The following is a 23,325-nucleotide window of genomic DNA, read 5'->3' as shown; positions in this document are numbered from 1 at the left end:
CTCACGCCCGGCACGGCCAGGGCCCAAGGCGGTACGGTGGGGCGAGAAGGATCCGGATCCGAGGTCCGAGGAGGGAGCCAGCGATGATTCTGCTTCGTCGCCTGCTGGGTGACGTGCTGCGCCGACAGCGTCAGCGCCAAGGCCGAACCCTGCGCGAGGTCTCTTCCTCCGCCCGGGTGTCGCTCGGCTATTTGTCCGAGGTCGAGAGGGGCCAGAAGGAGGCGTCCTCCGAGCTGCTCTCGGCGATCTGTGACGCGCTGGATGTGCGCATGTCAGAGCTTATGCGGGAGGTCAGCGATGAGCTGGCACTCGCCGAGCTGGCAGCGTCCGCGGCCGCGAGCGACCCGGTACCGGCACCGGTGCGGCCGAAGCTCAATTCGGTGTCCGTCACGTCCCTGGCCGGTGTGCCGGAGGACCGTGTGACGATCAAGTCCCCGGCCGACGTCGTGGATGTCGTCGCGGCCTGACACCCCTGTTCCTGCATACCCCGGAGCCCCGGTCGGCAGCAGCTGACCGGGGCTTTGTGCTGCCCGCGCGGCCCCGGGGCGGAGCCTCGGCCGGCCCCCTTGACCTGCCCCGAAGCGCCCGGTCGTTTATACGATGGGCGAAACGGGGTGAACGGGGTAAAGGTAAAAAGAACCTAGCGAACCGGTCCAGAGTTACGTAAATCTGCGTAGTGCCGAGGTTTTCCGCGCGAACAGGAGTAGCCGGATGTCTGTGGTCAACAGCCCGCTGTCCGACGGCGACCGCGCCGTCGTCGGAAGCGCCCTGCAGGGTGCCCTCGTCGATCTGGTGGATCTCTCCCTGGTCTCCAAGCAGGTGCACTGGAACGTCGTCGGTCCGCGCTTCCGCTCCGTACACCTCCAGCTCGACGAGGTCGTGGACACCGCGCGCCAGCACGCGGACACCGTCGCCGAGCGCGCCTCGGCGATCGGGGTGCCGCCGGATGGGCGGGCCGCGACGGTCGCCAAGAACAGCGGCATCGGCGAGGTGCCGGACGGCTGGATCCACGACGGCGAGGTGGTGCAGACGCTGGTGACGGCCCTGGCGTCGGTCATCGAGCGGATGCGGGAGCGGATCATCGACACCGCGGAGCCCGATCCCGTCAGCCAGGACATTCTCATCGGCCTGACCGCCGACCTGGAGAAGCACCACTGGATGTTCCAGGCGGAGTCCCGGTGAACGGGCGTGCCATATCCGGCCGTGCCCCCTGCGCGCCCCGGTGCGCTCTGCCGCCCGGCTGCGGGCCCGTCTAGCGTCGGCCGAGGGAGGCAAGCCATGGTGTGGCATGACGCTGCGGCCCACGGCCCGGTCGGCGGGCCGGCGGCACGGGGCCCGGGCGGCCGGCGCCCCCGCGTCGTGCCCGGCCGCCGGATAGCCGGGGCCCTCATCGGGGCCTTGTGGTGGTGGGCCGCGCTCCGGCTGACGCTGCAGCCGCAGGCGGCGGGGACGGTCGAGGGGGCGGTGGTGATGGGGAGCTGGGGGCTCAGCCTGTTGCCCGTGCACTGCGTTCCCTGGTCGGGCCGGGGGAAGGGTGAGGCGGGGCGTGGGGCACGGCTGAGGGGGACGCGGGCGGCGGTCACCAGGGCATGGCGACGCCGCCGTTAGGGCGGAGAATCTGGCCGGTGGTGAAGGACGAGGCGTCCGAGGCCAGGTGGAGCACGGCGTGTGCGATGTCCTCGGGCTCGCCCACCCGCCCCAGAGGAGACATCCGGATCATGGGCCGTTCGGCCCGCCGCTGCTCCTCGGCGCTGTGGCGCTCGGTCATCGGCGTACGGATCCAGCCGGGGGCGACGGCATTGACGCGGATCCCGTACCGGCCGGTCTCGGTGGCCAGGGTCCTGGTGAGCTGGACGACGGCGGCCTTGGCCGCGCCGTAGCAGAGCAGGCCCGGGGCGCCGGTGTCGATCGCGCCGGAGGCCATGGTCACGATGCTGCCCCGGGTGCCGGTGGCGATCATGGTGCGGGCGGCCTCCTGGCAGCCGTACAGCACGCCCTTGAAGTTGGTGTTCCAGACCCGGTCCAGGTCCGCGTCGGTGGTCTCCAGGACGCTCGACGTCTGCATGATCCCGGCGATGGTGGCCATCACATCCAGGCGGCCGCTGGTCCGGCGGGCCGTATCGACGACGGCGGCCACCTCGGCGCGGCGGGTGACATCGAGGCGGTGCGGATGCGCGTCGCCGCCCGCTGCCGCGATGGCTGCGGCGGTCTCCCGGGCGCCGTCGCCGTCCAGATCCGCGCAGTGCACGGTGGCGCCGGCCTCGGCCAGGAGGACGGCGGTGGCGCGGCCGATGCCTCCCGCCGCGCCGGTCACGATCGCGGTGCGGCCGGTGAGGTCGTACGCCGTGAGGGGCATGGGGTGAGGGTAGGGAGCATCTGATGCACCGTCAATTGGAGGGGGAGGTGCGGATGTTGTCCTACGGGGCGGGCTGGCAGGCGGGGCACCAGTAGGTGACGCGTTCGTCGGCGGCCGGGTCCTGGTCGGCGGTGCGTACGGGGGTGCCGCAGCGGGGGCAGGGGCGCCCGGCGCGGCCGTAGACCCACAGGCGGCGGTCGGGGCGGGCGCTGTTGGTGGTGATACGGGCGGGGCGCCGCTTGTTGGCCTCGAGGAGCTTCCTGGCGAGCGCCGGGGCGCGTTCCGGGTCGGGGAGCCGCCCCACGGGCAGCCAGGGGGAGGCACGCAGCAGAAAGCACAGCTCGGACTTGTAGACATTGCCGATGCCGGCCAGATTCCGCTGGTCGAGCAGGGCCTCGCCCAGGGGGCGCCCCGGGTCGGCGAGAAGCCGGCGCAGGGCCTCGGCCGGGTCCCAGTCGGGGCCGAGGAGGTCGGGGCCAAGATGGCCGACGACCCGGGATTCCTCGGCGGTGCGCAGGAGGCCGAGGACGGGGAGGCGGTAGCCGACGGCGGTGTGCCCGGCGGTGCCCACGATCGCCCGGATCTGGTGGGCGGGGCCGCCGCGCCAGCGCTCCGCGGGGGCGTAGATCTTCCAGGTGCCGTCCATCCGCAGATGGGAGTGGAGGGTCAGGCCGCCCTCGACACGGGTGAGGAGATGTTTGCCGCGGGGGACCGTCTCCAGCACCCCGCGACCGGTCAGATCCACCGTCGCGAGGCGCGGAACGCGCAGGTCGCAGCGGGTCAGCGGGGCGCCGGACAGCGCCTCGTGGAGGCGCTGGGCAAGACGCCAGACGGTGTCGCCTTCGGGCATGGGACCATCATGCCGTCCGGCGCCGGGGAGCCGTCATCCGCTCACCCCCGCAGCCGGAACCCGCGCGGGGTCGGGTGGAAGCCGGCGGATTCCAGGACAGGGGCGTAGGGGGAGGTGAGGGCGGAGGCGCCGTTGATGCGTTCGGTGGTGATGGTGCCGAGGGCTCCGGCGCGGGCGGCCTCGCACAGCGCCGCCACGGCGGGCCGGACACGGGCGTCGCCGCCGCGCTCCGCGGCATCCCGGCCGAGCGGCCAGAGCAGCAGGGTCTTGCCGCCGCGCTCCATGTAGAGCGCCAGCTCGCCGTCGACGAGGACCACCAGGGAGCCCGCCTTGCGGCCCGGCTTGTGGGTCGAGCCCTCGGGGGGATCGGGCCAGGACAGGGCGGCGCCGTAGGCGTTGGCCGGGTCGGCGGCCGCCAGGACGACGGCGCGCTGCGGGCCCCTGCCGGGCAGCGCCTCATCGGCCGCACGCTCCCGTTGCGTGCTGACGGCGCGCAGCCGGTCGACCGCGCCGTCCATCGCGAACTGGGCCGCGCCGAGCCCCTCGACGACATAGCCCCGGCGGGCCTGGCCGGATTCCTCGAATACGGACAGCACGCGGTAGGCGGCGGAGAACCCGCCCTCGACGCCCTCGGCGGCGACCGCGCCGCGGGTGACGATGCCGTGCCGGTCCAGGAGCGTACGGGCCAGGGCGTGGGCGCGGTGGGTGGCGTCCGGCTCCGGGGCGGGGAGCAGGGACCAGCGGCCGCCGACGGTGGGCGGGCCGCTGCGGGAGGCGGTGGGGCGCACCCCGGGGCCGGTCAGTGCGCCGTACCTGCCCCGAGGGGTCGACCGCCGCGCCCGGTGGGCGGTGGACCCGGCCGTACGGCCCGAGCCGAGGAGGGCGCGCAGCGGGGCGAGGGTGTCGTTGGTGAGCCGCCCGGACCAGGCCAGGTCCCACAGGGCGTCGGCGAGCTGGGGGTCGGAGGCGTCGGGGTGGGTGGTGGCGCGGACCTGATCGGCGATCTGGCGGAAGAACAGGCCGTAGCCGGGGGCGAGGGCGGCCAGGACGGATTCGTGCAGCGCGGTCTGCTCGAGGGGGAGCGGGGGCGGGAGCAACAAGGGTGCGGTGTCGGCGACATGAAGGCTCAGCCAGCCGTCCTTGCCGGGCAGCGCTCCGGCACCCGCCCACAACACCTCGCCGGTGGCGGTCAGTTCGTCCAGCAGGGCGGGGGAGTAGTCGCCGACGCGGGACGGCAGGACGAGCTTCTCCAGGGCGGAGGCGGGCACCGGGGCGCCCTGGAGCTGCTCGACGGCGCGGACCAGGCCGTCGATACCGCGCAGGCCGTGCGACGAGCCGCCGCGCGGGCCCGCCGCCGGGGCCGGGCTGCTGACGTGCTGCCACTGGGGGAGGAAGGCGGCCAGGGCGGCGGGCGGCACCGGCTCCAGCTCCTCGCGCAGCGCGGCGAGCGACCGGCGGCGCAGCCGGCGCAGCACCTGGGCGTCGCACCACTCCTGGCCCACTCCCGCCGGGTGGAACTCCCCCTGGACGATGCGCCCGGCGGCGGCGAGGCGATGCAGCGCGCCCTCGGTGACGGCCGTTCCGAGGCCGAAGCGGGCGGCGGCCTGCTCGGAGGTGAACGGGCCGTGGGTGCGCGCGTAACGGGAGAGCAGATCGCCGAGCGGGTCCTTGACGGGCTCGGTGAACGACTCCGGTACGCCGACCGGCAGGGCCGTGCCCAGCGCGTCCCGCAGCCGCCCGGCGTCCTCGACGGCGGCCCAGTGGTCGGCGCCGGCGATCCGTACCGTGATCGCGCGGCGGGCGGCGGCCAGCTCCCGGGGCCACGCCGGATCCGCCCCGCGCCCGGCCAGCTCGGCATCGGTCAGCGGCCCCAGCAGCCGCAGGACGTCGGCGACGCCCTCGGCGTCCTTGACCCGGCGGTCCTCCGTGCGCCACTGCAGCTCGCGCTCCAGCTCTGCCAGCACCTCGGCGTCCAGCAGCTCGCGCAGCTCCGCCCGGCCCAGCAGCTCGGCCAGCAGCCGGGAGTCCAGGGACAGGGCTGCGGCGCGGCGCTCGGCGAGCGGGGAGTCGCCCTCGTACAGGAACTGGGCGACATAGCCGAACAGCAGCGAGCGGGCGAACGGGGACGGCTCGGGGGTGGTGACCTCCACCAGGCGCACCCGGCGGGCCTCGATATCCCCCATCAGTTCCGTGAGGCCCGGTACGTCGAAGACGTCCTGGAGGCATTCGCGGACCGCCTCCAGCACGATCGGGAAGGACCCGAACTCGCTCGCCACCTGGAGGAGCTGGGCGGCGCGCTGGCGCTGCTGCCACAGCGGGGTGCGCTTGCCGGGGCTGCGCCGGGGCAGCAGCAGGGCGCGGGCGGCGCATTCGCGGAACCGGGAGGCGAACAGCGCGGAGCCGCCCACCTGGTCGGTGACGAGCTGGTCGACATCGCCGTGGTCGAAGACGACATCGGCGGCCCCGACGGGGGACTGCTCCGGGTCCCACTCCGCGCCCAGGGCGGCGGGGCCGGGGCCGGACGACGGGGCGAACCCCCCGTCCCCGTCGAGGAGATCGAGGCCCATCAGATCCGCGTCCGGAAGCCGCAGCACGATGCCGTCGTCGGCGTGCATCACCTGGGCGTCCAGGCCGTAGCGCTCGGCGAGGCGGGCGCCGAGGGCCAGCGCCCAGGGGGCGTGCACCTGCGCCCCGAAGGGGGAGTGGACGACCACCCGCCAGTCGCCGAGCTCGTCGCGGAACCGCTCGACCACGATCGTGCGGTCGTCCGGGACATGCCCGCAGGCCTGCTTCTGCTCGGCGAGATAGCCCAGGACGTTGCCGGCCGCCCAGTCGTCGAGACCGGCGGCGGCCAGGCGGGCGCGGGCGTCCTCGGCGGTCATCGAACCGATCTCGCGCAGGAACGCGCCGAGCGCCCGGCCCAGCTCCAGCGGGCGGCCCAGCTGGTCGCCCTTCCAGAAGGGCAGCCGGCCGGGCACCCCGGGGGCGGGGGTGACCAGCACCCGGTCGCGGGTGATGTCCTCGATGCGCCAGGAGGTCGTGCCGAGCGTGAAGACATCGCCGACCCGGGACTCGTAGACCATCTCCTCGTCCAGCTCTCCCACCCGGCGCCCGCCCCCCTTGCCCGACTCGGAGCCGGCCAGGAAGACGCCGAACAGCCCGCGGTCGGGGATCGTGCCGCCGGAGGTGACGGCCAGCCGCTGCGCCCCGGGGCGGCCCGTGACCGTCCCCGCGATGCGGTCCCAGACGATGCGCGGCCGCAGCTCGGCGAAGGCGTCGGAGGGATAGCGGCCGGCGAGCATGTCCAGCACGCCGGTGAACGCCGACTCCGGGAGCGCGGCGAACGGCGCCGCCCGCCGGACGACGGCCAGCAGCTCCCCGACGTCCCAGGTGTCCAGCGCGGTCATCGCCACGAGCTGCTGGGCGAGCACATCCAGTGGGTTGGCCGGCACCCGCAGCGCCTCGATGGCGCCGGAGCGCATCCGCTCGGTGACCACCGCGGCCTGGACGAGATCGCCGCGGTACTTGGGGAAGACGATGCCCCGGGAGACCGCGCCGACCTGATGGCCGGCCCGGCCCACCCGCTGCAGCCCGGAGGCGACCGACGGCGGCGACTCCACCTGGACGACCAGATCGACCGCGCCCATGTCGATGCCCAGCTCCAGACTGGAGGTGGCGACCACCGCGGGCAGCCGGCCTGCCTTCAGGTCCTCCTCCACCTGGGCGCGTTGCTCCTTGGAGACCGAGCCGTGGTGGGCGCGGGCCAGCAGCGGCGGCGCGCCCTTGGCGGCCCCGGCCTCGGCCATCAGCTCGGCGGGGGAGTGGTGTTCGGGCAGGGGCTCCCCATGGGCCCGCTCGTAGGCGATCTCGTTCAGGCGGTTGCACAGCCGCTCCGCCAGGCGGCGGGAGTTGGCGAAGACGATCGTGGAGCGGTGTGCCTGGACGAGATCCGCGATCCTCTCCTCGACCTGCGGCCAGATGGACGGCTTCTCGCCCGTATCGCCCTCCTTGACGGGGGATCCGCCCAGCTCTCCCATGTCCTCCACCGGGACGACCACCGAGAGATCGAAGCGCTTCCCGGACGGCGGCTGGACGATCTCCACCCGCCGCTGCGGCGACAGATAGCGGGCCACCTCCGCCACCGGGCGCACCGTCGCCGACAGCCCGATCCGGCGGGCCGGGCGGGTGTGCCCCCCGGCGCCGGCGCCGCGCAGCTCGTCCAGCCGCTCCAGGGAGAGCGCCAGATGCGCACCGCGCTTCGTCCCGGCGACGGCGTGCACCTCGTCCAGGATGACCGTCTCGACGCCCGTCAGCGCCTCCCGGGCGGAGGACGTCAGCATGAGGAACAGCGACTCGGGCGTGGTGATGAGGATGTCCGGCGGGCGGTTGGCGAGCGAGCGGCGCTCGGCGGGCGGGGTGTCGCCGGAGCGGATGCCGACCGTGATCTCCGGCTCGGGCAGGCCCAGCCGCACCGACTCCTGGCGGATGCCCGTCAGCGGGCTGCGCAGATTCCGCTCGACATCGACGGCCAGGGCCTTGAGCGGGGAGACGTACAGCACCCGGCAGCGCTTCTTCGGCTCGGCGGGCGGCGGCGTGCTCGCCAGGGCGTCCAGCGAGGCCAGGAATGCGGCGAGGGTCTTGCCGGAGCCCGTCGGGGCCACCACCAGGACGTCCGAGCCCGCGCCGATCGCCCGCCAGGCACCCTCCTGCGCGGCGGTGGGCGCGCTGAAGGCTCCCGTGAACCAGCCGCGGGTCGCGGGCGAGAACGATGCGAGCGCCGACTCGGGGATGTCTGCCTCTGGGGCTGCCTCTGCCATGTTCTCCATCGTGCACCGGACCACTGACAACGCGGCCGCGGGCCGGTCCCGGCGGTCCCCCGCGGCCCGTCCACGGTGCGGACACACGGGCCGGCGGCCGCCGCACGGCCGCAGAATGGAGGCATGATCACGGGGAGCGCAGCCGGTACGGACGGGACCGCGGGCGAGTGCGGGACCGGCCCGGACGTCGCCCCGCGGGCCCGCGGCGAATGGGCCCGCCACTGGCGCCACGCCGGACTGCCCGGCCTCGACCTGCTGCGTGCCCGCTATGTGCGGCACTCCTTCCCGCGCCATGCCCACGACGGGTACGTCGTCTGCGCGGTCACCGACGGTATCGAGGAGATCGGCTTCACCCGGGGCCCGGTCCGCGCCGGACCCGGCGAGGTCGTCATGATCAACCCGGAGGTCGCGCACACCGCGCGGGCCGGCGCCCCCGAGGGCTGGGCGTACGCCACGCTCTATCCGTCGGCCGGGCTCGTCGCCGAGATCGCCGAGGAGACCACCACCGTGCGCGGCACCGCGGGATTCGCCGAGACCGTCATCGAGGACCCGCACCTCGGCCGCCTGATCACCGAGGTCCACCGGGCCGCCGAGGCCGGCAACGCCCTCGCCGCCGACACCCTGCTGCGCCTCACCGTCGCCCGGCTGCTGCGCCGCAACGGGGGCCCGCTGCCGTCCCGCACACCCCGTACGGCGGGCGCCCGCACCGCCGCCCGCGCCACGGTCATCCTGAACGCGCGGATGGCCGACCCGCCCTCCCTGGAGAAGCTCGCGCAGGAGCTCGGCACCAGCCCGTTCGCGCTGCTGCGGGCCTTCAAGGACGCGTACGGGATGCCGCCGCACACCTGGCTCACCGACGCCCGGGTACGCCGCGCCCGGAGTCTCCTGGAGGCGGGCCGCCCGCCCGCCGAGGCCGCGGTCGCCGTCGGCTTCACCGATCAGCCGCATCTGAACCGGCACTTCACCCGCATCGTCGGGGTGCCGCCGGGCGCGTACCGCAGGGCGCGTACGCCCGAGGCGGGCGGCGCAATAACGTACAAGACCGCCGGGGGCACCGCCCCGTAGCGTCCGGGGCGTGCCAGAACAGACACAGATACCCACCCCGGAGCGGGCCGCACCCGATGCCCGCCCCGCCGCACCGGGCCCTGCGGCCCCACCGGACTCCGCCGTCATCCGGGACGCGCTGGGCGTCGGCGTCGCGGTCGGCCTCTCCGGCTTCGCCTTCGGCGTGACCTCGGCCGGCGCCGGGCTCGGCGTCCTGCAGACCTGCGCGCTCAGCCTCCTGGTGTTCACCGGCGCCTCGCAGTTCGCCCTGGTGGGCGCGCTCGCCGCGGGCGGCAACCCGCTCACCGCGGCCGCCGGCGCGTTCTTCCTGGGCGTCCGCAACGCCTTCTACGGGCTGCGGCTGTCCGCCCTCCTGGGCTACCGGGCCTCCGTCCGGCCGTTCGCCGCCCACTGGGTCATCGACGAGACCGCCGCCGTCACCATGGCCCAGCCCGACCGGCGCACCGCGCGCCTGGGCTTCACCGTCACCGGGCTGAGCCTGTACGTCCTGTGGAACCTCACCACGCTCGGCGGCGCCCTCGGGGCCGAGGCGCTCGGCGACACCAAGGCCTGGGGGCTGGACGCGGCCGGCCCCGCCGTCTTCCTGGCGCTGCTCGCGCCGATGCTCACCACCACCGTCGAGCGGGCGGCCGCGGGCCTCGCGGTGGTGCTGGTCCTGGTGACGCTGCCGGTCCTGCCCGCCGGCGTACCGGTGCTCCTGTCGGCGCTCGCCGCCCCCGCCGTCCTGTTCGTCCAGGGGCGGCTCGACCAGCGGCGCCCTGACCGGGGACGGGGCGGGAACGCCACCGGGACCGCACACCGCTCCGACGCCCAGGAGGACCCGCGATGAACCCTCTGCACACCTGGATCGCGATCGGCGTCACCGCCGTCGGGTGCTATCTGGTCAAGTACCTCGGCCTGGCGGCACCCGCCGGCATCCTGGAGCGCCCGCTCGTCAAGCGGCTGGCCGCGCTGCTCCCGGTGGCCCTGCTCGCCGCGCTCACCGCCCAGCAGACCTTCGGCGAAGGCCAGGACCTGATGCTCGACGCCAGGGCCGCCGGAGTGGCCGCCGCGGCCCTCGCGCTCGTGCTGCGGGCGCCGTTCCTCCTGGTGGTCGCCGTCGCCGTGGCGGTCGCCGCCGGGGTGCGGGCCCTGGGAGGGTGACCTGGAGGGCGGCCACCGCCGGGAGGCCCGCCGGGTTCAGCCGATGCGACGCCCGTACGCCCGCAGGGTCAGCAGGGCTTCCAGCGTCACCATCGGGCGGCCCTCCAGCGCCGTCCCCGGTGCCCACGCCCGCCAGGTGATGGGCCAGCCGCCGTCCTCCCACTGGAGCGCGGCGAGGTGGTCCAGCGACCGGTCCAGCTCCGCGTCGCTGAACCACTGACGGGCCAGCGAGTCCGGCGACGGCGCGAAGTCGTACGCCAGGTGGTGCTCCCCGGGGGCGTACCCCGGCGCCACCGGGACCTCCGCCGCCCGCTCCGGGTCCAGCAGCACCAGCCCCTGATCCCGTACGACCCGGCCCAGCCGCTGTGCCGCCGCGGCCGCCCGAGGCCGGTCCGGAGCGCCGTCCAGGAAGGCGACCGCCGCCTCCACCTCGTACGGATGGGTCCGCTCCAGGGACTCCACCGCGGCCCAGCAGTAGTCCGTGGCCCGGAACAGCCAGGCGTGCCACACCTCGTTGCGGTGCAGCACGCCCACCACCGGGCCGGTGGACAGCAGGGCACTCGGCGGATCGTCGGTCACCGGGATCCAGGGCGCCGCCGGATACCCGCGCAGCGAGGGGTGCAGCGCGGGCAGCGCGCCCTCCGGGGTCGAGATCCGCGTCAGATAGCGGCAGATCCGTTCCACCTGGCGGCCGTCGCAGCGCCCGATGCGATGCAGCACCTTCAGGGCGTGCGCGGTGTGCAGCGGCTGGCTGACCGGGCCGCGCAGATCGGGCTCCAGCGCATGCCCGTAGCCGTCGTCGTCATTGCGGTACGCGGCGAGCGCGGTCAGCACCGCGTCCGCCCCGCCGCCGAGGAAGTGGTACTCGAAGAGCCGCTGCTCCAGTACCCGGGCGGTCAGCCAGATGAAGCGCTCGGCGCGCGCCAGAGGGGTCGGCGGTGGGCTCACGTTTTCGGCCATGGCCCGACCGTAGGGCCGAAATCCCCCGGCGGCACCGGTCGTGCCCGGCTGCCCTCCCAGGGCGGGATACTGAACGGCATGCGGTTGACGGTTTTCTGGCAGCGGATGGCGGATCACTTCGGAGCGGCGTACGCCGATTCCTTCGCGCGCGACCATGTGATGTCCGGCCTCGGCGGACGGACCGTCCATGAGGCGCTGGACGCGGGATGGAGCGCCAAAGAGGTGTGGCGGGTGGTCTGCGCGACGATGGACGTCCCCTACGACAAGCAGTGACCCGCTGGGACGAACGGTGAGCCACCCGCGGCGGACGGGGCGCGGCCACCGGTCCTGACCGGCGGTGCACGGATGTGCGGGGCCGGGCCGGGGATGTCGGTGCCGTAGGCCACACTGGCTGGGTGCCCGCGACAGATAAGATCACCAGCAACGACGAACCGAGCCGCGACGACCGGCCCCACGACCGGCCCGACGACCGGTCCGGTGCGCGGATGCCGCGCTGGCTGCCGCGCGCCATGGTGCTCGCGCTCGCCCTGGTGGCCTGCTTCCAGCTCGCCACCTGGGGCTTCCACCAGCTGATCACGCTGCTGCTGAACATTCTGATCGCGTTCTTCCTCGCGCTGGCCATCGAGCCGGCCGTCGACTGGATGGCGGCCCGCGGTGTGCGGCGCGGGGTGGCCACCGGCGCGGTCTTCCTCGGCATCCTCGTCGGCGCGGCCGGGTTCTTCACTCTGCTCGGCTCCATGCTCGCCGGCCAGATAGCGACGATGGTGGAGGAGTTCCCGCAGTATCTGGACTCCCTCATCAGCTGGCTGAACAGCACCTTCCACTCCCACCTCTCGCGGGTCGAGGTGCAGAACAACCTGCTCCGGTCCGACTGGCTGCAGAAGTACGTCCAGGACAGCGCCAACAACGTCCTCGCGGTCTCCGCGACGGTGCTGGGCAGCCTGTTCAACTTCCTGTCGGTGGCGCTGTTCTCGTTCTACTTCGCCGCGGACGGCCCCCGGCTGCGCCGTGCGCTGTGCTCCGTCCTGCCGCCGCGGCGCCAGACAGAGGTGCTGCGGGCCTGGGAGATCGCGGTCACCAAGACCGGCGGCTATCTCTACTCGCGCGGGCTGATGGCGCTGATCTCCGGCATCGCGCACTACGTCCTGCTGGAGATCCTGGGCGTGCCCTACGCCCCGGCGCTGGGCATGTGGGTCGGGCTGATCTCGCAGTTCATACCGACCATCGGCACCTATCTGGCGGGCGCGCTGCCCATCCTGATCGCCTTCACGGTCAACCCCTGGTACGCGGTGTGGGTCTTCGGCTTCGTCGTGGTCTACCAGCAGTTCGAGAACTACCTCCTCCAGCCCCGGATCACCGCCAAGACCGTGGACATCCACCCGGCCGTCGCCTTCGGCTCGGTCGTCGCGGGCACGGCCCTTATGGGCGCGGTCGGCGCCCTGATCGCCATCCCGGCCACCGCCACGCTGCAGGCGTTCCTGGGCGCCTACGTCAAGCGCTACGAGGTCACCGACGACCCCCGTGTCCACGGCAGGGCCGGCCGCACCCGCGGCGCCAGGGCCCTCGCCCGCGTCCGCCGCACCCTCCACAGCGACCGCGACCGGCCGCCGGCCCCCGCGCAGGACGCGTCCGGTGAGGGCTGAGCGGCGGACCGGGCCGGCACCGAAATCCACGGGCCGACCGATCATGGCCGGGGCAGGATGACCCCGTGGACCCTCTCCCGTGCGGCCTCGCCGCCAATCCCGCCCTGCCGGCCGAGCTGGTCGACCGGCTGACAGCAATCGCGGACGAGGACATCGGCGAGGTCCTCGCCACGCGCGAGGACCTCAGCCGTGCGCAGGCGCTCGCGCTGTCCGCGCGGGTGGCGGAGACCGCCGCCCGGCTTGTGTACGAGGGCCGGCTGACCGCCGCCGACATCGATCCCGTCACGCAGCCGGACGCCGCGTTCGCCCTGCTCGACAGGGGTGCCGGCCGCCCGGAGTGGGCACGCCTGCTCGCGGCGGATCCGGCCGTCGGGCGCCGGGAGAGGCTGGCGGCCTGCCCCGGTCTGCCGCCCGACGTCGTGGAGACACTCGCCGCCGATCCGGACGTACGGGTCGTCGCCGAGCTCGCGTTGTGGACGACGCCGGAGACGGCCGCCCGGCTCGCGCGCCATCCGCATGCCGAGGTCCGCCGTGCGGTGGCGGCCAACGAGGCGGCACCACCGGACGTACTGGCGATGCTGCTCACGGGCGAGGGGCTGCCTGAGGCACTGCGCTGCCTGGTCTGCGACCGCGAAGAGACGCCGTTCGTGCATGATCCGCACTGCCCGCGGACCGACTGCGATCTCCGGGCGGGTGCCGCCTGTGACGGCTCCCACCAGTCCACCGTGCACGAGATACAGCACATGGCGCTGGGGAACCCGGCCACACCCGCCGAAGCCGCCGCCGGGTTCGCCGGTCACCCCTCGATGCTGCTGCGCTGGCAGCTCGCCGCCCGTCCCGACCTCCCGCCGGAGGCGGCGGAACGGCTCGCCGGCGATCCCGTGCCCGGTGTCCGGGCCGACCTCGCCGGCAACCCCGCGATCGATGACGCCACGATCCGCGCGCTGGCCACCGACCGTGCGGACGACGTGCGGCGCATGCTCGCCCACAACCCGCAGGTGCCGCTCGACGTGCTCGCCCGCCTGGCCGGCACCACCAGGATCGGCGCGACCCTGCTGCCGCGGATCGCCGCCGCCTCGCCCGCCGAGGCCGAGGAGCTGGCCGGGTCGCCGGATGCGGCCGTGCGGATGCTCCTGGCCGAACGACGCGATCTGCCGCCCCGGATCCGCGACGCGCTGGCCGCCGACCCCGACGCGAAAGTGGTCAAGTCCATCGCGCCGCACCCGGGCCTCACCGAAGCCCGGCTGCGCGCCATGGTCGACCGGCACTCGGTTGCGGTCGTCGCCAAGGTGGCGGCCAACCCGGATGCGCCGCCGGCGCTGCTGGAGGACCTGGCCCGGCACGAACCGCCGGTGCGCAAGGCGCTCCGCGAGATCGCCCGGCACCCCAATGCGACGGCCGCGTCGCTGCTCGCCTGCCTGGCGGACAAGCGGGCGAGAGGCATCGCCGCGGGCCACCCCGCCCTGCCGCCGCCGGTCATCGAGGAGCTGCTCGCCGACGCCGACAGCCAGGTGGCGGAAGCGGCGGCGGCCAACCCGTCGTTGCCGCTCGCGGTGATGTCGAGGCTGGTGCTCGCGCCGAGCGGAGCACCCGGCGCCACCGTGCCCGTGGGGTGAGGCGTTCGCCCCCGGGCGTCGCGCTTGACACCAAATTCGAACATCCATTCTTATGGGGGCTCCAGTCCGTGATCCGGCGGCTTTCCGCGGAGTTATCCACAGGCTGGAGCCGGGTCCGGGCGCATTGTCAGTGGCAGGCGTTAGCGTCATGGACGTGAAGCGATCGACTCAAGCAAACCGGGTGGAACCCATGGCAGGCACCGACCGCGAGAAGGCGCTGGACGCCGCGCTCGCACAGATTGAACGGCAATTCGGCAAGGGCGCCGTGATGCGCATGGGAGAGCGCTCGAAGGAACCCATCGAGGTCATCCCCACCGGCTCCACCGCGCTCGACGTCGCGCTCGGCGTCGGCGGCCTCCCCCGCGGCCGGGTCATCGAGGTCTACGGCCCGGAGTCCTCCGGTAAGACGACCCTGACCCTGCACGCCGTCGCGAACGCCCAGAAGGCCGGCGGCTCCGTCGCGTTCATCGACGCCGAGCACGCGCTCGACCCCGAGTACGCCAAGAAGCTCGGCGTCGACACCGACGCCCTGATCCTGTCCCAGCCCGACAACGGCGAGCAGGCGCTGGAAATCGTGGACATGCTGGTCCGCTCCGGTGCGCTCGACCTCATCGTGATCGACTCCGTGGCCGCCCTGGTGCCGCGGGCCGAGATCGAGGGCGAGATGGGTGACTCCCACGTCGGCCTCCAGGCCCGGCTGATGAGCCAGGCCCTGCGCAAGATCACCAGCGCGCTCAACCAGTCCAAGACCACCGCGATCTTCATCAACCAGCTCCGCGAGAAGATCGGCGTGATGTTCGGCTCGCCGGAGACCACGACCGGTGGCCGCGCGCTGAAGTTCTACGCCTCGGTGCGCCTGGACATCCGCCGCATCGAGACCCTCAAGGACGGCACCGAGGCGGTCGGCAACCGCACCCGCGTCAAGGTCGTCAAGAACAAGGTCTCCCCGCCGTTCAAGCAGGCGGAGTTCGACATCCTCTACGGCCAGGGCATCAGCCGCGAGGGCGGCCTGATCGACATGGGTGTGGAGCACGGCTTCATCCGCAAGTCCGGTGCCTGGTACACCTACGAGGGCGACCAGCTCGGCCAGGGCAAGGAGAACGCCCGCAACTTCCTCAAGGACAACCCGGATCTCGCCAATGAGATCGAGAAGAAGATCAAGGAGAAGCTGGGTATCGGCGTGAAGCCGCAGGACCCGGCGGCCGAGCCCGGCGCTGAGGCCGCGGACGCGGCAGCCGGCGCCCCCGCCCCCGCCGCGGCACCCGCGACCAAGGCCGCCAAGGGGTCCAAGGCCGCCGCGGCCAAGAGCTGACCCGTCATGACACGGCGAACGGAATGGCCGGGCGGCGAGGACGACACCGTCAGCGCCGCAGGTGACGCCGAGACCCGTATCGGAGGCCCGGGCCGCAGGGGCCGCAAGGACAGCGGCGGTTCCGCCTCGTCGAGGGCCGGGACGGAACCGCCGCGTACTCCCGAGGAGCAGGCACGGGCGATATGCCTGCGCCTGCTCACCGGGAGCCCGCGTACCCGCAAACAGCTCGGGGACGCCCTGCGCCGGCGAGGCATCCCCGAGGAGGCCGCGGAGGAGGTGCTCTCCCGGTTCGAGGACGTCGGTCTGATCGACGACGCGGCGTTCGCCGGTGCCTGGGTGGAGTCCCGCCACCACGGCCGCGGCCTGGCCCGCCGCGCCCTCGCCCGCGAGCTGCGCACCAAGGGGGTGGACTCCGCCCTGATCGACGAGGCCGTCGGCCGTCTCGACTCCGAGCAGGAGGAGTCCACCGCCCGGGAGCTGGTCGACCGCAAACTCCGGTCGACCAGGGGCCTGGACCGCGACAAACGCCTGCGCCGCCTGGCCGGGATGCTGGCCCGTAAGGGCTATGCGGAAGGGCTCGCCCTCCGGGTGGTCCGCCGGGCCCTGGAGGAGGAGGGGGAGGACCCGGAGCTGCTGGAGCAGCAGCTGCCGGAGATGTGACCCGAGGAGCGCCGGAGGTGCGGTCGGCCGGGTGACCGGCGCAGGGGGCGGAGCCGGTTCGCCGGCGGGGCGTTCCGGCGGGGCCTCAGGTCCCGCGGGCAACGGGCAGCCCCGCCGCCCGCCAGGCCTGGAAACCGCCCGTCAGGTCGGTCGCCCCGCGCAGCCCCAACTGCCGCAGGGAGAACGCCGCGAGGCTGGACGCATAGCCCTCGTTGCAGATCACCACGACCGGAAGCGTGCTCAGATCATGGTGCATCACCTCGGGGGCGCGGTGGTCGCCCGTCGGGTCCAGGCGCCATTCGAGCTCATTGCGTTCCACGACCAGGGCGCCGGGGACGGTGCCGTCGCGCTCGCGCAGCGCCGCGTACCGGATGTCCACCAGTAGCCCGCCCGCCTCCTGGACGGCCGCGGCCTCCTCGGGGCCCACCCGCCGCAGTACGGCGCGGGCCTGCGCGAGAAGTGCGTCGACGGCGGTCATGTCCACACCTCCGGGCGCTCGACCTCTTCCAGCCGCAGTACCGGTCCGGTGCGGCTGTAGCGCCGCATCAGGGGCAGCGGCGGATAGTAGGCGTGCACCGAGACCGCATGGGTGTCCTCGGAAAGGTTGAGGACCTGGTGGACATGGTGCGGGCCGAACGCCCGGCCGAGGCCGTCGCGGAGCCGGCGCTCGCGGTCCACGCCATCCGCGAGTTCCAGCGTCTTCCAGCCCTCGGTGGGCAGTTGGACGGCGAGCGACTGTTCCGTCAGCTCGCCCGCGGCCGTCGCGAAGGCGCCCCGCGAGCCGCCGTGGTCGTGCCAGCCGGTGCCGGTGCCGGGCGGCCAGCCGATCAGCCAGGCCTCGCTGCCGCCGGGCCCGTCCAGCCGGATCCAGGTACGGCCCTCGGGGTCGAGGGGGAGCGTGGCGACGAGTGCCGCGTCCGCGGCGGTGCGGCGGGCGAAGTCGAGAAGTTCGGCGGCGCCGGGGCCGCGGTCGTGGTCGGGATCTGCGTCCTCGCCGCGGGTGTGCGGGCGCGCGAGGGTAGGGACATCGGGCACGGAAACCGTCCTGAGTGATCGCGAGGAGACGCGGCCACCGGAGGGAAGCGCGGGGCCGCGTGAGAAAGAAGAGGCGGATCAAACAGACGGACGACACATGCAGCCCGCGTAGCGGACCAGGTCCAGATGGACCCTCCGCCAGAAACGCGAGCCGTGATCAGTCACCTTCGGAGTGAAGCACGGGGGCTCCCGCAGGGTCAACCGCCGGACCGGCCCCCGGATCCCCGCTCCGGCCGTCACCGGCACCGGACGCACCGGCCCCGCGCCCGGACGCCCCGCCGCCCCGTACCGCGTCCGCGCACGCCGACAGCTCGGCCGGACGGACGCCGGACAGTGCCGTGACCAGATGGCCATCGGGCCGTACGACCAGGACGGTGTGCGCGGCGGCGCCCGGATAGGCCTCGGTGACCAGGATCTCGGCGGCCATCGGCAACGCCTCGACCGCGGCGGTCAGCTGCGGCATCAGCCCCGCCGACTGCCAGTGCCGCCGGTCCCAGACGCCGGTGCCGGGCGCCACCAGCACCACCAGGAGGCCGTGCCCGAGGCGGTCCCGCAGCCGGACCACCGAGCCGTCGCCGGCGGTCACCGGCACATCGGTGACCGGCGCCCCGGGCCGGGTGCCGGCCGCCGCCGTGCCCGCCTGCCCGGCGGCCGGGACGAGCGGGGAACGGGGATAGGCGGGCGGCGCGCCCAGCGGTCCGCGCCCCAGATGGCCGTCCGTCAGCAGAGCGCTCTGCCCGCGCGCCGCGCCCGGCAGCACGGTCCGCCAGCGCACCGCGCCGCCGTCCCGCAGCAGCGGCAGCGCCTGGTCCGCGGCGCGCAGCCGGTCCGCCACCGCGCCCCGGCGCTCGTCCTGATAGCTGTCCAGCAGCGTCTCGGAGCCGCCGTGGTGCCAGGCCAGGCCCAGCTTCCAGGCGAGGTTCTCGGCGTCCCGCAGCCCCTCGTCCAGCCCCTGGGTGCCGAGCGCGCCCAGGAGATGCGCGGCATCCCCCGCGAGGAACGCCCGGCCCTGCCGCCAGGTCCGGGCCAGCCGGTGGTGAACGGTGTGCACGCCGGTGTCGAGGAGCTCGTACGGGGGGACGGGCCGGTCGGCGGACCGCCCGCTCGCGTCCCCCGGCTCCGCCGCCCACCCCGCCAGGGTGTCCCGGACCCGGGCCACCAGGGCGTCCGGTGTAACCAGCTCGCGGCCGGGCGGCAGCAGCCAGTCCACCCGCCAGGCGCCGTCGGGCAGCGGCCGGGCCGCTACCTCGATGCAGGGGCCGCCGGAGCCTGCGCCGTGCCGGGGCGGCGAACGGTGCAGCAGCCCCTCGCCGGGCCAGGGCAGTTCGGTGCGCAGCGCGGCCACGGCATGCCGTTCGACGGCCGTACGGCCCGGGAAGCGGATCCCCAGCAGCTTGCGGACGGTCGAGCGCGGCCCGTCACAGCCGACCAGGTAACTCCCGCGCCACCACGTGCCGTTGGTGCCGCGGGTGTGCGCGCTGACGCCGTGTTCGTCCTGCTCCAGTTCCGTCAGCCGGCTGCCGGTGACGATCCGGGCGAGCTTCTCCCGGGCGAGCGCGGCGTGCAGCGCGCGGGCGAGGGAGTGCTGGGGGAGGTGCACCGGGGAGGCGAGGGCGGCGGGCGCCGCGTCGTCCGGGATACGGGGGGCGAAGGCGACCCGCTCCAGCAGGCGCCGCCGCCGCACCGTGCGCCACGCCGTCCACCGGGTGCCCTCGCTCTCGAGGGTGTCGCCGCAGCCGAGCCGGCCGACGAGGGCCGCGGTGTCCTGGCGGAGCACGGCGGTGCGGGCCGGGCGGGTGTCGTCCTGGCCGTCGGTCTCGTCCAGGACGACGACGGGCACCCCGCGACGGGTGAGCGAGAGGGCGAGGCAGAGGCCGACCGGGCCGGCCCCGACGACGATCACCGGGTCCACGGCGTGGCTCCCTGGGCCTCGTGATGCCGACGGGACGTGGGGGAACTGGCAGAACTGGCAGTGGGAGCCCGGTGCGTGATCACACAGCGTATGCAACCCACTGCGACGCCCCGCGTCAAGTGATGGAGGCGGCGGCCCACTCCAGCGGCCGCCGCCTCCGTACCGTCCCGGCCGCCTGTCGCGGCGCCGGTGTGTTCCGCCGTCAGTTCGCCGTATCGGCGGTGGTGTCGGCCGCCGCCTCGGCAGCCACCGCCGCCGTCAGGGCGCCGGCATTGCCCACGTCACCGGCCTCGACCACCCCGATGCCGGTCTTGGCACGGCGGCCGCGCCGCTCGATCCAGTTGGCGAGGGCGGAGAGGGCCAGGCACATCGCGATGTAGATGGCTCCGGTGACGATGATGACCTGGACGTAGGGGTTCTCGCCGCCGACCGTGGTGTTGCCGGCCAGCAGCCGGGTCGAGTAGAGCAGCTCCTCGTAGGTGATGATGTAGCCGAGGGAGGTGTCCTTGAGGGTCACCACCAGCTGGCTGATGATGGTCGGCAGCATGGCCCGGACGGCTTGCGGGATGAGCACGGTCGTCATGACCTGCGTCTTGCGCATCCCCAGCGCGTAGGCGGCCTCGCGCTGCCCCTTCGGGACGGAGAGGATGCCGGCCCGCAGCACCTCGGCCTGCACCGAACCGTTGTAGACCGTCAGCCCGATGACCAGCGCCCAGAACTGCGGCTGGTTGTCCGACAGCCCCAGTTCCGTGCGGTTGTTGAGGAGGAGCACCCAGATCGCGTAGATGGTGATCAGCAGGGGGATGGAGCGGAAGAGCTCGATGAACCCGGTCGCCAGCCAGCGGACGGGCCGGTGGTCCGACAGCCGCGCCACCGCGAGAAGCACGCCCACAGCCAGGGAGAGCACCGCGGCGATCGCGAAGACCTGGAGGGTGGCCAGCACACCGTCGCGGATGCTGTTGCGCACCCCCGCGTAATTGAAGATGTCCCATCGCGCCGGATCGAAATCGCCGTTGGCGGACAGCCGCAGCACGATGAACCCGATCAGGGCCAGTACCGCGAGCGCGCCCAGGACGCTGTATATGCGGTTCCGTACCTTCGCCTTCGGCCCCGGTACGTCGTAGAGAACGCTGGCACCACTCATGCCACAACCTCGCTTCGATCCGCCCCGCCCACGCGTGGCACCCCCGTCATGCTGTTCCGGCTGCCGTGTCCGTTCACCGGGCGACTCCCATCCGGCGCTCCAGCAGCCGGAAGACACCGCTGATGGCGAAGGTGATGAGGAGATAGGCCAAGGCCACCCACAGGAAGATCACGGCGATCGCGTAGCCCTTGTCGCTGAGGAGCTTGGCGTAGCCGAACAGCTCGGTGACGCTGAAGGCGCCCGCGACGGCGGAGTTCTTCGTCAGTGCGATGAAGATGCTGCTGAGCGGCGGCAGCACGGTGCGGGTGGCCTGCGGCAGCACGATCAGGCGCAGCGTCTGGGTGAAGCTCAGGCCGATGCTGCGCGCGGCCTCGGCCTGGCCGACCGGCACCGTGCTGATGCCGGACCGTATCGCCTCGCACACGAACGACGAGGTGTAGAGGCCGAGTGCCAGCATGCCCAGCACGAACGGGCTGGCCCCCTGGAAGAGGATCTTCGGTACGACGAAGAACGCGATCAGGAAGAGCAGCGTCAGAGGGGTGTTGCGCAGCAGCGTGACCCAGGCCGTACCGAAAGCGCGCAGCGGCGGAATCGGAGAGACCCGGAAACCGGCTATGAGCACGCCGAGCACCAGGGCGATGACCGCGCTGGCGGCGGTGATCGCCAGGGTTCCGAGGAACCCGGCCCGGAACTCGGGCAGATAATCGAGGAGTACGTTCATGGGGTCTCCGCGGTAGCGGTCAGGTCGGCGGCGGGGAAGGGCGGGCGCTCGGGGCGCGACGGCCGGAAGGCAGCGCGCCCCGTACACCCGCCGCGGCGGGCGTACGGGGCGGCGCGGTCACCGGGGGCGGGCGTCAGCCGCGCGGCAGCGGCGTCTGCGGCTTGACGAACTTGGAGCCCGACTTGCCGAGCGTGCCCTTGTACGCCTTCTCGTAGTCGCCGTTGGCGATGTGGTTCTCCAGCGCCTTGGTGATCGCCTCGCGCAGGACCTTGTCGTCCTTGTTCAGGCCGACGCCGTAGGGCTCCTTGGTGAACGGCTGGTCGACCACCCGGAGCTTGCCGGGACGCTCGGCGGCGAAACCCTTGAGGATCGCGTCGTCGGTCGTGACCGCGTTGACGCTGCCGTCGAGGAGTTTGGTCACGCACTCCGAGTACTTGGACAGCTCCAGGGTCTCGGAGGTGCCGTACTGCGCCTTCTTGATCTCCTGCAGCGGGGTCGAGCCCTTGATGGAGCAGACCTTCTTGCCGCGGAGGCTCTTCGGGCCGGTGATCGACTTGTCTTCCTTGCGCACCAGGAGGTCCGCGCCGGCCGTGTAGTACGGGCCCGCGAAGCCGACCTGCTTCTTGCGCTCGACGTTGATCGTGTAGGTACCGACGAAGAAGTCGACGTCGCCACTGCTGATCTTGGTCTCGCGGGCGTTGGAGTCGACCGTGGTGAACGTGATCTGCTTGGTGGAGAAGCCCAGGTCGGCCGCGACCATCTTGGCGATCTCGATGTCGAAACCGGAGTACTTCTTCGTCCCGGTGTCATAGAAGCCCAGGAACGGCTGGTCGGCCTTGACGCCGATGGTGATGTGCCCCTTCTTCTGGGCAGCCTTCAGCACCGCGGAGTCGAGCTTCACGTTCTTGGCGGGCGTGTAATCGTGGCTGTAGACATCGGCGGCGGCCGCCTTGTCCCCTGCCGACCCCGACTTGCCCCCGCACGCCGTGGCCGTAGCCGCCAGCGCGAGCACCACCGCACCCGCCGCAGCCGTCTTACGCATCCTCATGGTGAACATCCTTTGGTTCAGCAGTTGTTGGCAATCATCGTGGCCGAACTGCGGCCTCAGTGGTGAAGGATCTTTGACAGGAAGTCCTTCGCCCGGTCGCTGCGCGGGTTGGTGAAGAACTGGTTCGGCTCGGCCTGTTCGATGATGCGGCCGTCCGCCATGAAGACCACGCGGTTCGCCGCGGAGCGTGCGAAGCCCATCTCGTGTGTGACCACGACCATCGTCATGCCGTCCCGGGCGAGCTGCTGCATGACGTCCAGCACCTCGTTGATCATCTCCGGGTCCAGCGCCGACGTCGGCTCGTCGAACAGCATCACCTTCGGGTCCATCGCCAGCGCCCGGGCGATCGCCACACGCTGCTGCTGACCGCCGGACAGCTGTGCGGGGTACTTGTCCGCCTGGGTGCCGACGCCGACCCGGTCGAGCAGTTCGCGGGCCTTCTCGGCGGCGGTGTTCCGGTCCTTCCTGCGGACCTTCAGCTGCCCCAGCATCACGTTCTCGAGCACCGTCTTGTGCGCGAAGAGATTGAAGGACTGGAAGACCATGCCCACGTCGGCGCGCAGCCGTGCGAGCTCCCGGCCTTCCTGCGGCAGCGGTCTGCCGTCGATGGTGATGGACCCGGTGTCGACCGTCTCCAGGCGGTTGATGGTGCGGCAGAGCGTCGACTTGCCGGACCCGGAGGGTCCGATCACCACGACGACCTCGCCGCGGTGAATGGTCAGGTCGATGTCCTGGAGCACGTGCAGCGCGCCGAAGTGCTTGTTGACGTTGTCCAGCACGACCAGCGGGTCACCCGTCGGCGCGGGCCCCCCGTCGTTCTTGGTCACCGATACTTCGCTCATCGGCGTACAGCTCCGTCCTCCTCGGTTGGGGAGGACAGTAATGACGGCCACGACCAGCGTCATTACATCTGAGGGAGAATTGAGCATAACGATCCGGCCGCATGGAATCACTGTGCGTGAGGGGCACCCGCCCGCGCGTGACGGGGAGTCCCCGGGCCGTTTCCGCTCCGTTTCCTGTGCCGTTCCCGTGACGGGCGTACC

22 protein-coding genes are annotated in these 23,325 nt (G+C 73.2%); 10 read left to right on the top strand and 12 right to left on the bottom strand.

Features of this window, described 5'->3' with window-relative positions:
• The first annotated feature begins 83 nt into the window (after positions 1 to 83).
• Both ADL29_RS15780 and ADL29_RS15775 read left to right on the top strand, forming a co-directional pair.
• Entirely contained in the window at positions 84 to 467 is a 384-nt protein-coding gene (locus tag ADL29_RS15780; RefSeq protein ID WP_046925688.1) for a helix-turn-helix domain-containing protein, read from the top strand.
• 244 nt (positions 468 to 711) lie between these two features.
• A complete protein-coding gene (locus tag ADL29_RS15775; protein WP_053924280.1) occupies positions 712 to 1,182 on the top strand; it encodes a Dps family protein in 471 nt (156 codons plus the stop codon).
• A gap of 397 nt (positions 1,183 to 1,579) precedes the next feature.
• Here ADL29_RS15775 and ADL29_RS15765 read toward each other — a convergent pair whose 3' ends face one another.
• From ADL29_RS15765 to ADL29_RS15755, 3 genes are all read right to left on the bottom strand, one after another.
• Positions 1,580 to 2,356, bottom strand: coding sequence for an SDR family NAD(P)-dependent oxidoreductase (locus ADL29_RS15765; protein WP_053924279.1), 777 nt, complete (start codon positions 2,354 to 2,356; stop codon positions 1,580 to 1,582).
• A gap of 61 nt (positions 2,357 to 2,417) precedes the next feature.
• The gene (locus ADL29_RS15760) at positions 2,418 to 3,206 is read right to left on the bottom strand and encodes a DNA-formamidopyrimidine glycosylase family protein (protein WP_046925685.1); all 789 of its coding nucleotides are present in this window, start codon (positions 3,204 to 3,206) and stop codon (positions 2,418 to 2,420) included.
• 41 nt (positions 3,207 to 3,247) lie between these two features.
• A complete protein-coding gene (locus ADL29_RS15755) occupies positions 3,248 to 8,023 on the bottom strand; it encodes an Lhr family helicase (RefSeq protein ID WP_245689427.1) in 4,776 nt (1,591 codons plus the stop codon).
• A gap of 123 nt (positions 8,024 to 8,146) precedes the next feature.
• On the opposite strand from ADL29_RS15755, the gene ADL29_RS15750 reads away from it, so the two are divergent.
• The 3 genes from ADL29_RS15750 to ADL29_RS15740 are packed head-to-tail and all read left to right on the top strand — an operon-like array spanning position 8,147 to position 10,231.
• Positions 8,147 to 9,088, top strand: a complete 942-nt coding sequence (locus ADL29_RS15750; RefSeq protein ID WP_053924277.1) for a helix-turn-helix transcriptional regulator — start codon at positions 8,147 to 8,149, stop codon at positions 9,086 to 9,088.
• 10 nt (positions 9,089 to 9,098) lie between these two features.
• Positions 9,099 to 9,917 (top strand): AzlC family ABC transporter permease, encoded by an 819-nt coding sequence (locus ADL29_RS15745; protein WP_078971029.1) that lies wholly within the window; start codon positions 9,099 to 9,101, stop codon positions 9,915 to 9,917.
• 5 nt (positions 9,918 to 9,922) lie between these two features.
• Positions 9,923 to 10,231 carry an AzlD domain-containing protein gene (locus tag ADL29_RS15740; RefSeq protein WP_053924292.1) on the top strand — a complete coding sequence of 103 codons (309 nt, stop codon included), beginning with the start codon at positions 9,923 to 9,925 and terminating at the stop codon, positions 10,229 to 10,231.
• Between the two features lie 36 nt (positions 10,232 to 10,267).
• Here ADL29_RS15740 and ADL29_RS15735 read toward each other — a convergent pair whose 3' ends face one another.
• The gene (locus ADL29_RS15735) at positions 10,268 to 11,191 is read right to left on the bottom strand and encodes a hypothetical protein (RefSeq protein ID WP_053924276.1); all 924 of its coding nucleotides are present in this window, start codon (positions 11,189 to 11,191) and stop codon (positions 10,268 to 10,270) included.
• Between the two features lie 78 nt (positions 11,192 to 11,269).
• Here ADL29_RS15735 and ADL29_RS15730 point away from each other — a divergent pair, with 78 nt between their 5' ends.
• From ADL29_RS15730 to recX, 5 genes are all read left to right on the top strand, one after another.
• Positions 11,270 to 11,464, top strand: coding sequence for a DUF3046 domain-containing protein (locus ADL29_RS15730; protein ID WP_046925681.1), 195 nt, complete (start codon positions 11,270 to 11,272; stop codon positions 11,462 to 11,464).
• 122 nt (positions 11,465 to 11,586) lie between these two features.
• Positions 11,587 to 12,834, top strand: a complete 1,248-nt coding sequence (locus ADL29_RS15725) for an AI-2E family transporter (RefSeq protein WP_107094986.1) — start codon at positions 11,587 to 11,589, stop codon at positions 12,832 to 12,834.
• Between the two features lie 65 nt (positions 12,835 to 12,899).
• Positions 12,900 to 14,450, top strand: a complete 1,551-nt coding sequence (locus tag ADL29_RS15720) for a hypothetical protein (RefSeq protein ID WP_053924275.1) — start codon at positions 12,900 to 12,902, stop codon at positions 14,448 to 14,450.
• Positions 14,451 to 14,640: 190 nt separating this feature from the next.
• Positions 14,641 to 15,762, top strand: a complete 1,122-nt coding sequence (recA, locus tag ADL29_RS15715; RefSeq protein ID WP_053924274.1) for a recombinase RecA — start codon at positions 14,641 to 14,643, stop codon at positions 15,760 to 15,762.
• Positions 15,763 to 15,768: 6 nt separating this feature from the next.
• Positions 15,769 to 16,422, top strand: coding sequence for a recombination regulator RecX (gene recX, locus ADL29_RS15710; RefSeq protein WP_053924273.1), 654 nt, complete (start codon positions 15,769 to 15,771; stop codon positions 16,420 to 16,422).
• 85 nt (positions 16,423 to 16,507) lie between these two features.
• Here the strand turns inward: recX and ADL29_RS15705 are convergent, their stop codons facing one another.
• The 8 genes from ADL29_RS15705 to ADL29_RS15675 all read right to left on the bottom strand — a co-directional run bounded on the left by ADL29_RS15705 (position 16,508) and on the right by ADL29_RS15675 (position 23,124).
• Positions 16,508 to 16,900 carry a rhodanese-like domain-containing protein gene (locus ADL29_RS15705; RefSeq protein ID WP_053924272.1) on the bottom strand — a complete coding sequence of 131 codons (393 nt, stop codon included), beginning with the start codon at positions 16,898 to 16,900 and terminating at the stop codon, positions 16,508 to 16,510.
• Positions 16,897 to 17,457 carry a cupin domain-containing protein gene (locus ADL29_RS15700; RefSeq protein ID WP_053924271.1) on the bottom strand — a complete coding sequence of 187 codons (561 nt, stop codon included), beginning with the start codon at positions 17,455 to 17,457 and terminating at the stop codon, positions 16,897 to 16,899. Before ADL29_RS15700 ends, ADL29_RS15705 begins: the two co-directional genes overlap by 4 nt.
• Before the next feature lie 78 nt (positions 17,458 to 17,535).
• Complete coding sequence (locus ADL29_RS46290) at positions 17,536 to 17,622, bottom strand: putative leader peptide (protein ID WP_342671165.1); 87 nt, start codon at positions 17,620 to 17,622, stop codon at positions 17,536 to 17,538.
• On the bottom strand, positions 17,615 to 19,369 hold the full coding sequence (locus tag ADL29_RS15695; protein ID WP_053924270.1) for an FAD-dependent monooxygenase: 1,755 nt from the start codon (positions 19,367 to 19,369) through the stop codon (positions 17,615 to 17,617). Before ADL29_RS15695 ends, ADL29_RS46290 begins: the two co-directional genes overlap by 8 nt.
• A gap of 202 nt (positions 19,370 to 19,571) precedes the next feature.
• The gene (locus ADL29_RS15690) at positions 19,572 to 20,513 is read right to left on the bottom strand and encodes an amino acid ABC transporter permease (RefSeq protein ID WP_053924269.1); all 942 of its coding nucleotides are present in this window, start codon (positions 20,511 to 20,513) and stop codon (positions 19,572 to 19,574) included.
• Between the two features lie 73 nt (positions 20,514 to 20,586).
• Positions 20,587 to 21,234 carry an amino acid ABC transporter permease gene (locus ADL29_RS15685; protein ID WP_053924268.1) on the bottom strand — a complete coding sequence of 216 codons (648 nt, stop codon included), beginning with the start codon at positions 21,232 to 21,234 and terminating at the stop codon, positions 20,587 to 20,589.
• Between the two features lie 133 nt (positions 21,235 to 21,367).
• Positions 21,368 to 22,282 carry a glutamate ABC transporter substrate-binding protein gene (locus ADL29_RS15680; protein ID WP_046930730.1) on the bottom strand — a complete coding sequence of 305 codons (915 nt, stop codon included), beginning with the start codon at positions 22,280 to 22,282 and terminating at the stop codon, positions 21,368 to 21,370.
• A 56-nt stretch (positions 22,283 to 22,338) separates the two neighbouring features.
• Positions 22,339 to 23,124 carry an amino acid ABC transporter ATP-binding protein gene (locus ADL29_RS15675; RefSeq protein ID WP_053924267.1) on the bottom strand — a complete coding sequence of 262 codons (786 nt, stop codon included), beginning with the start codon at positions 23,122 to 23,124 and terminating at the stop codon, positions 22,339 to 22,341.
• Positions 23,125 to 23,325 lie beyond the last annotated feature (201 nt).

Source organism: Streptomyces chattanoogensis (genome assembly GCF_001294335.1).
GTDB classification, from domain to species: domain Bacteria; phylum Actinomycetota; class Actinomycetes; order Streptomycetales; family Streptomycetaceae; genus Streptomyces; species Streptomyces chattanoogensis.
This window is presented reverse-complemented; position numbering and strand designations above follow the sequence as displayed.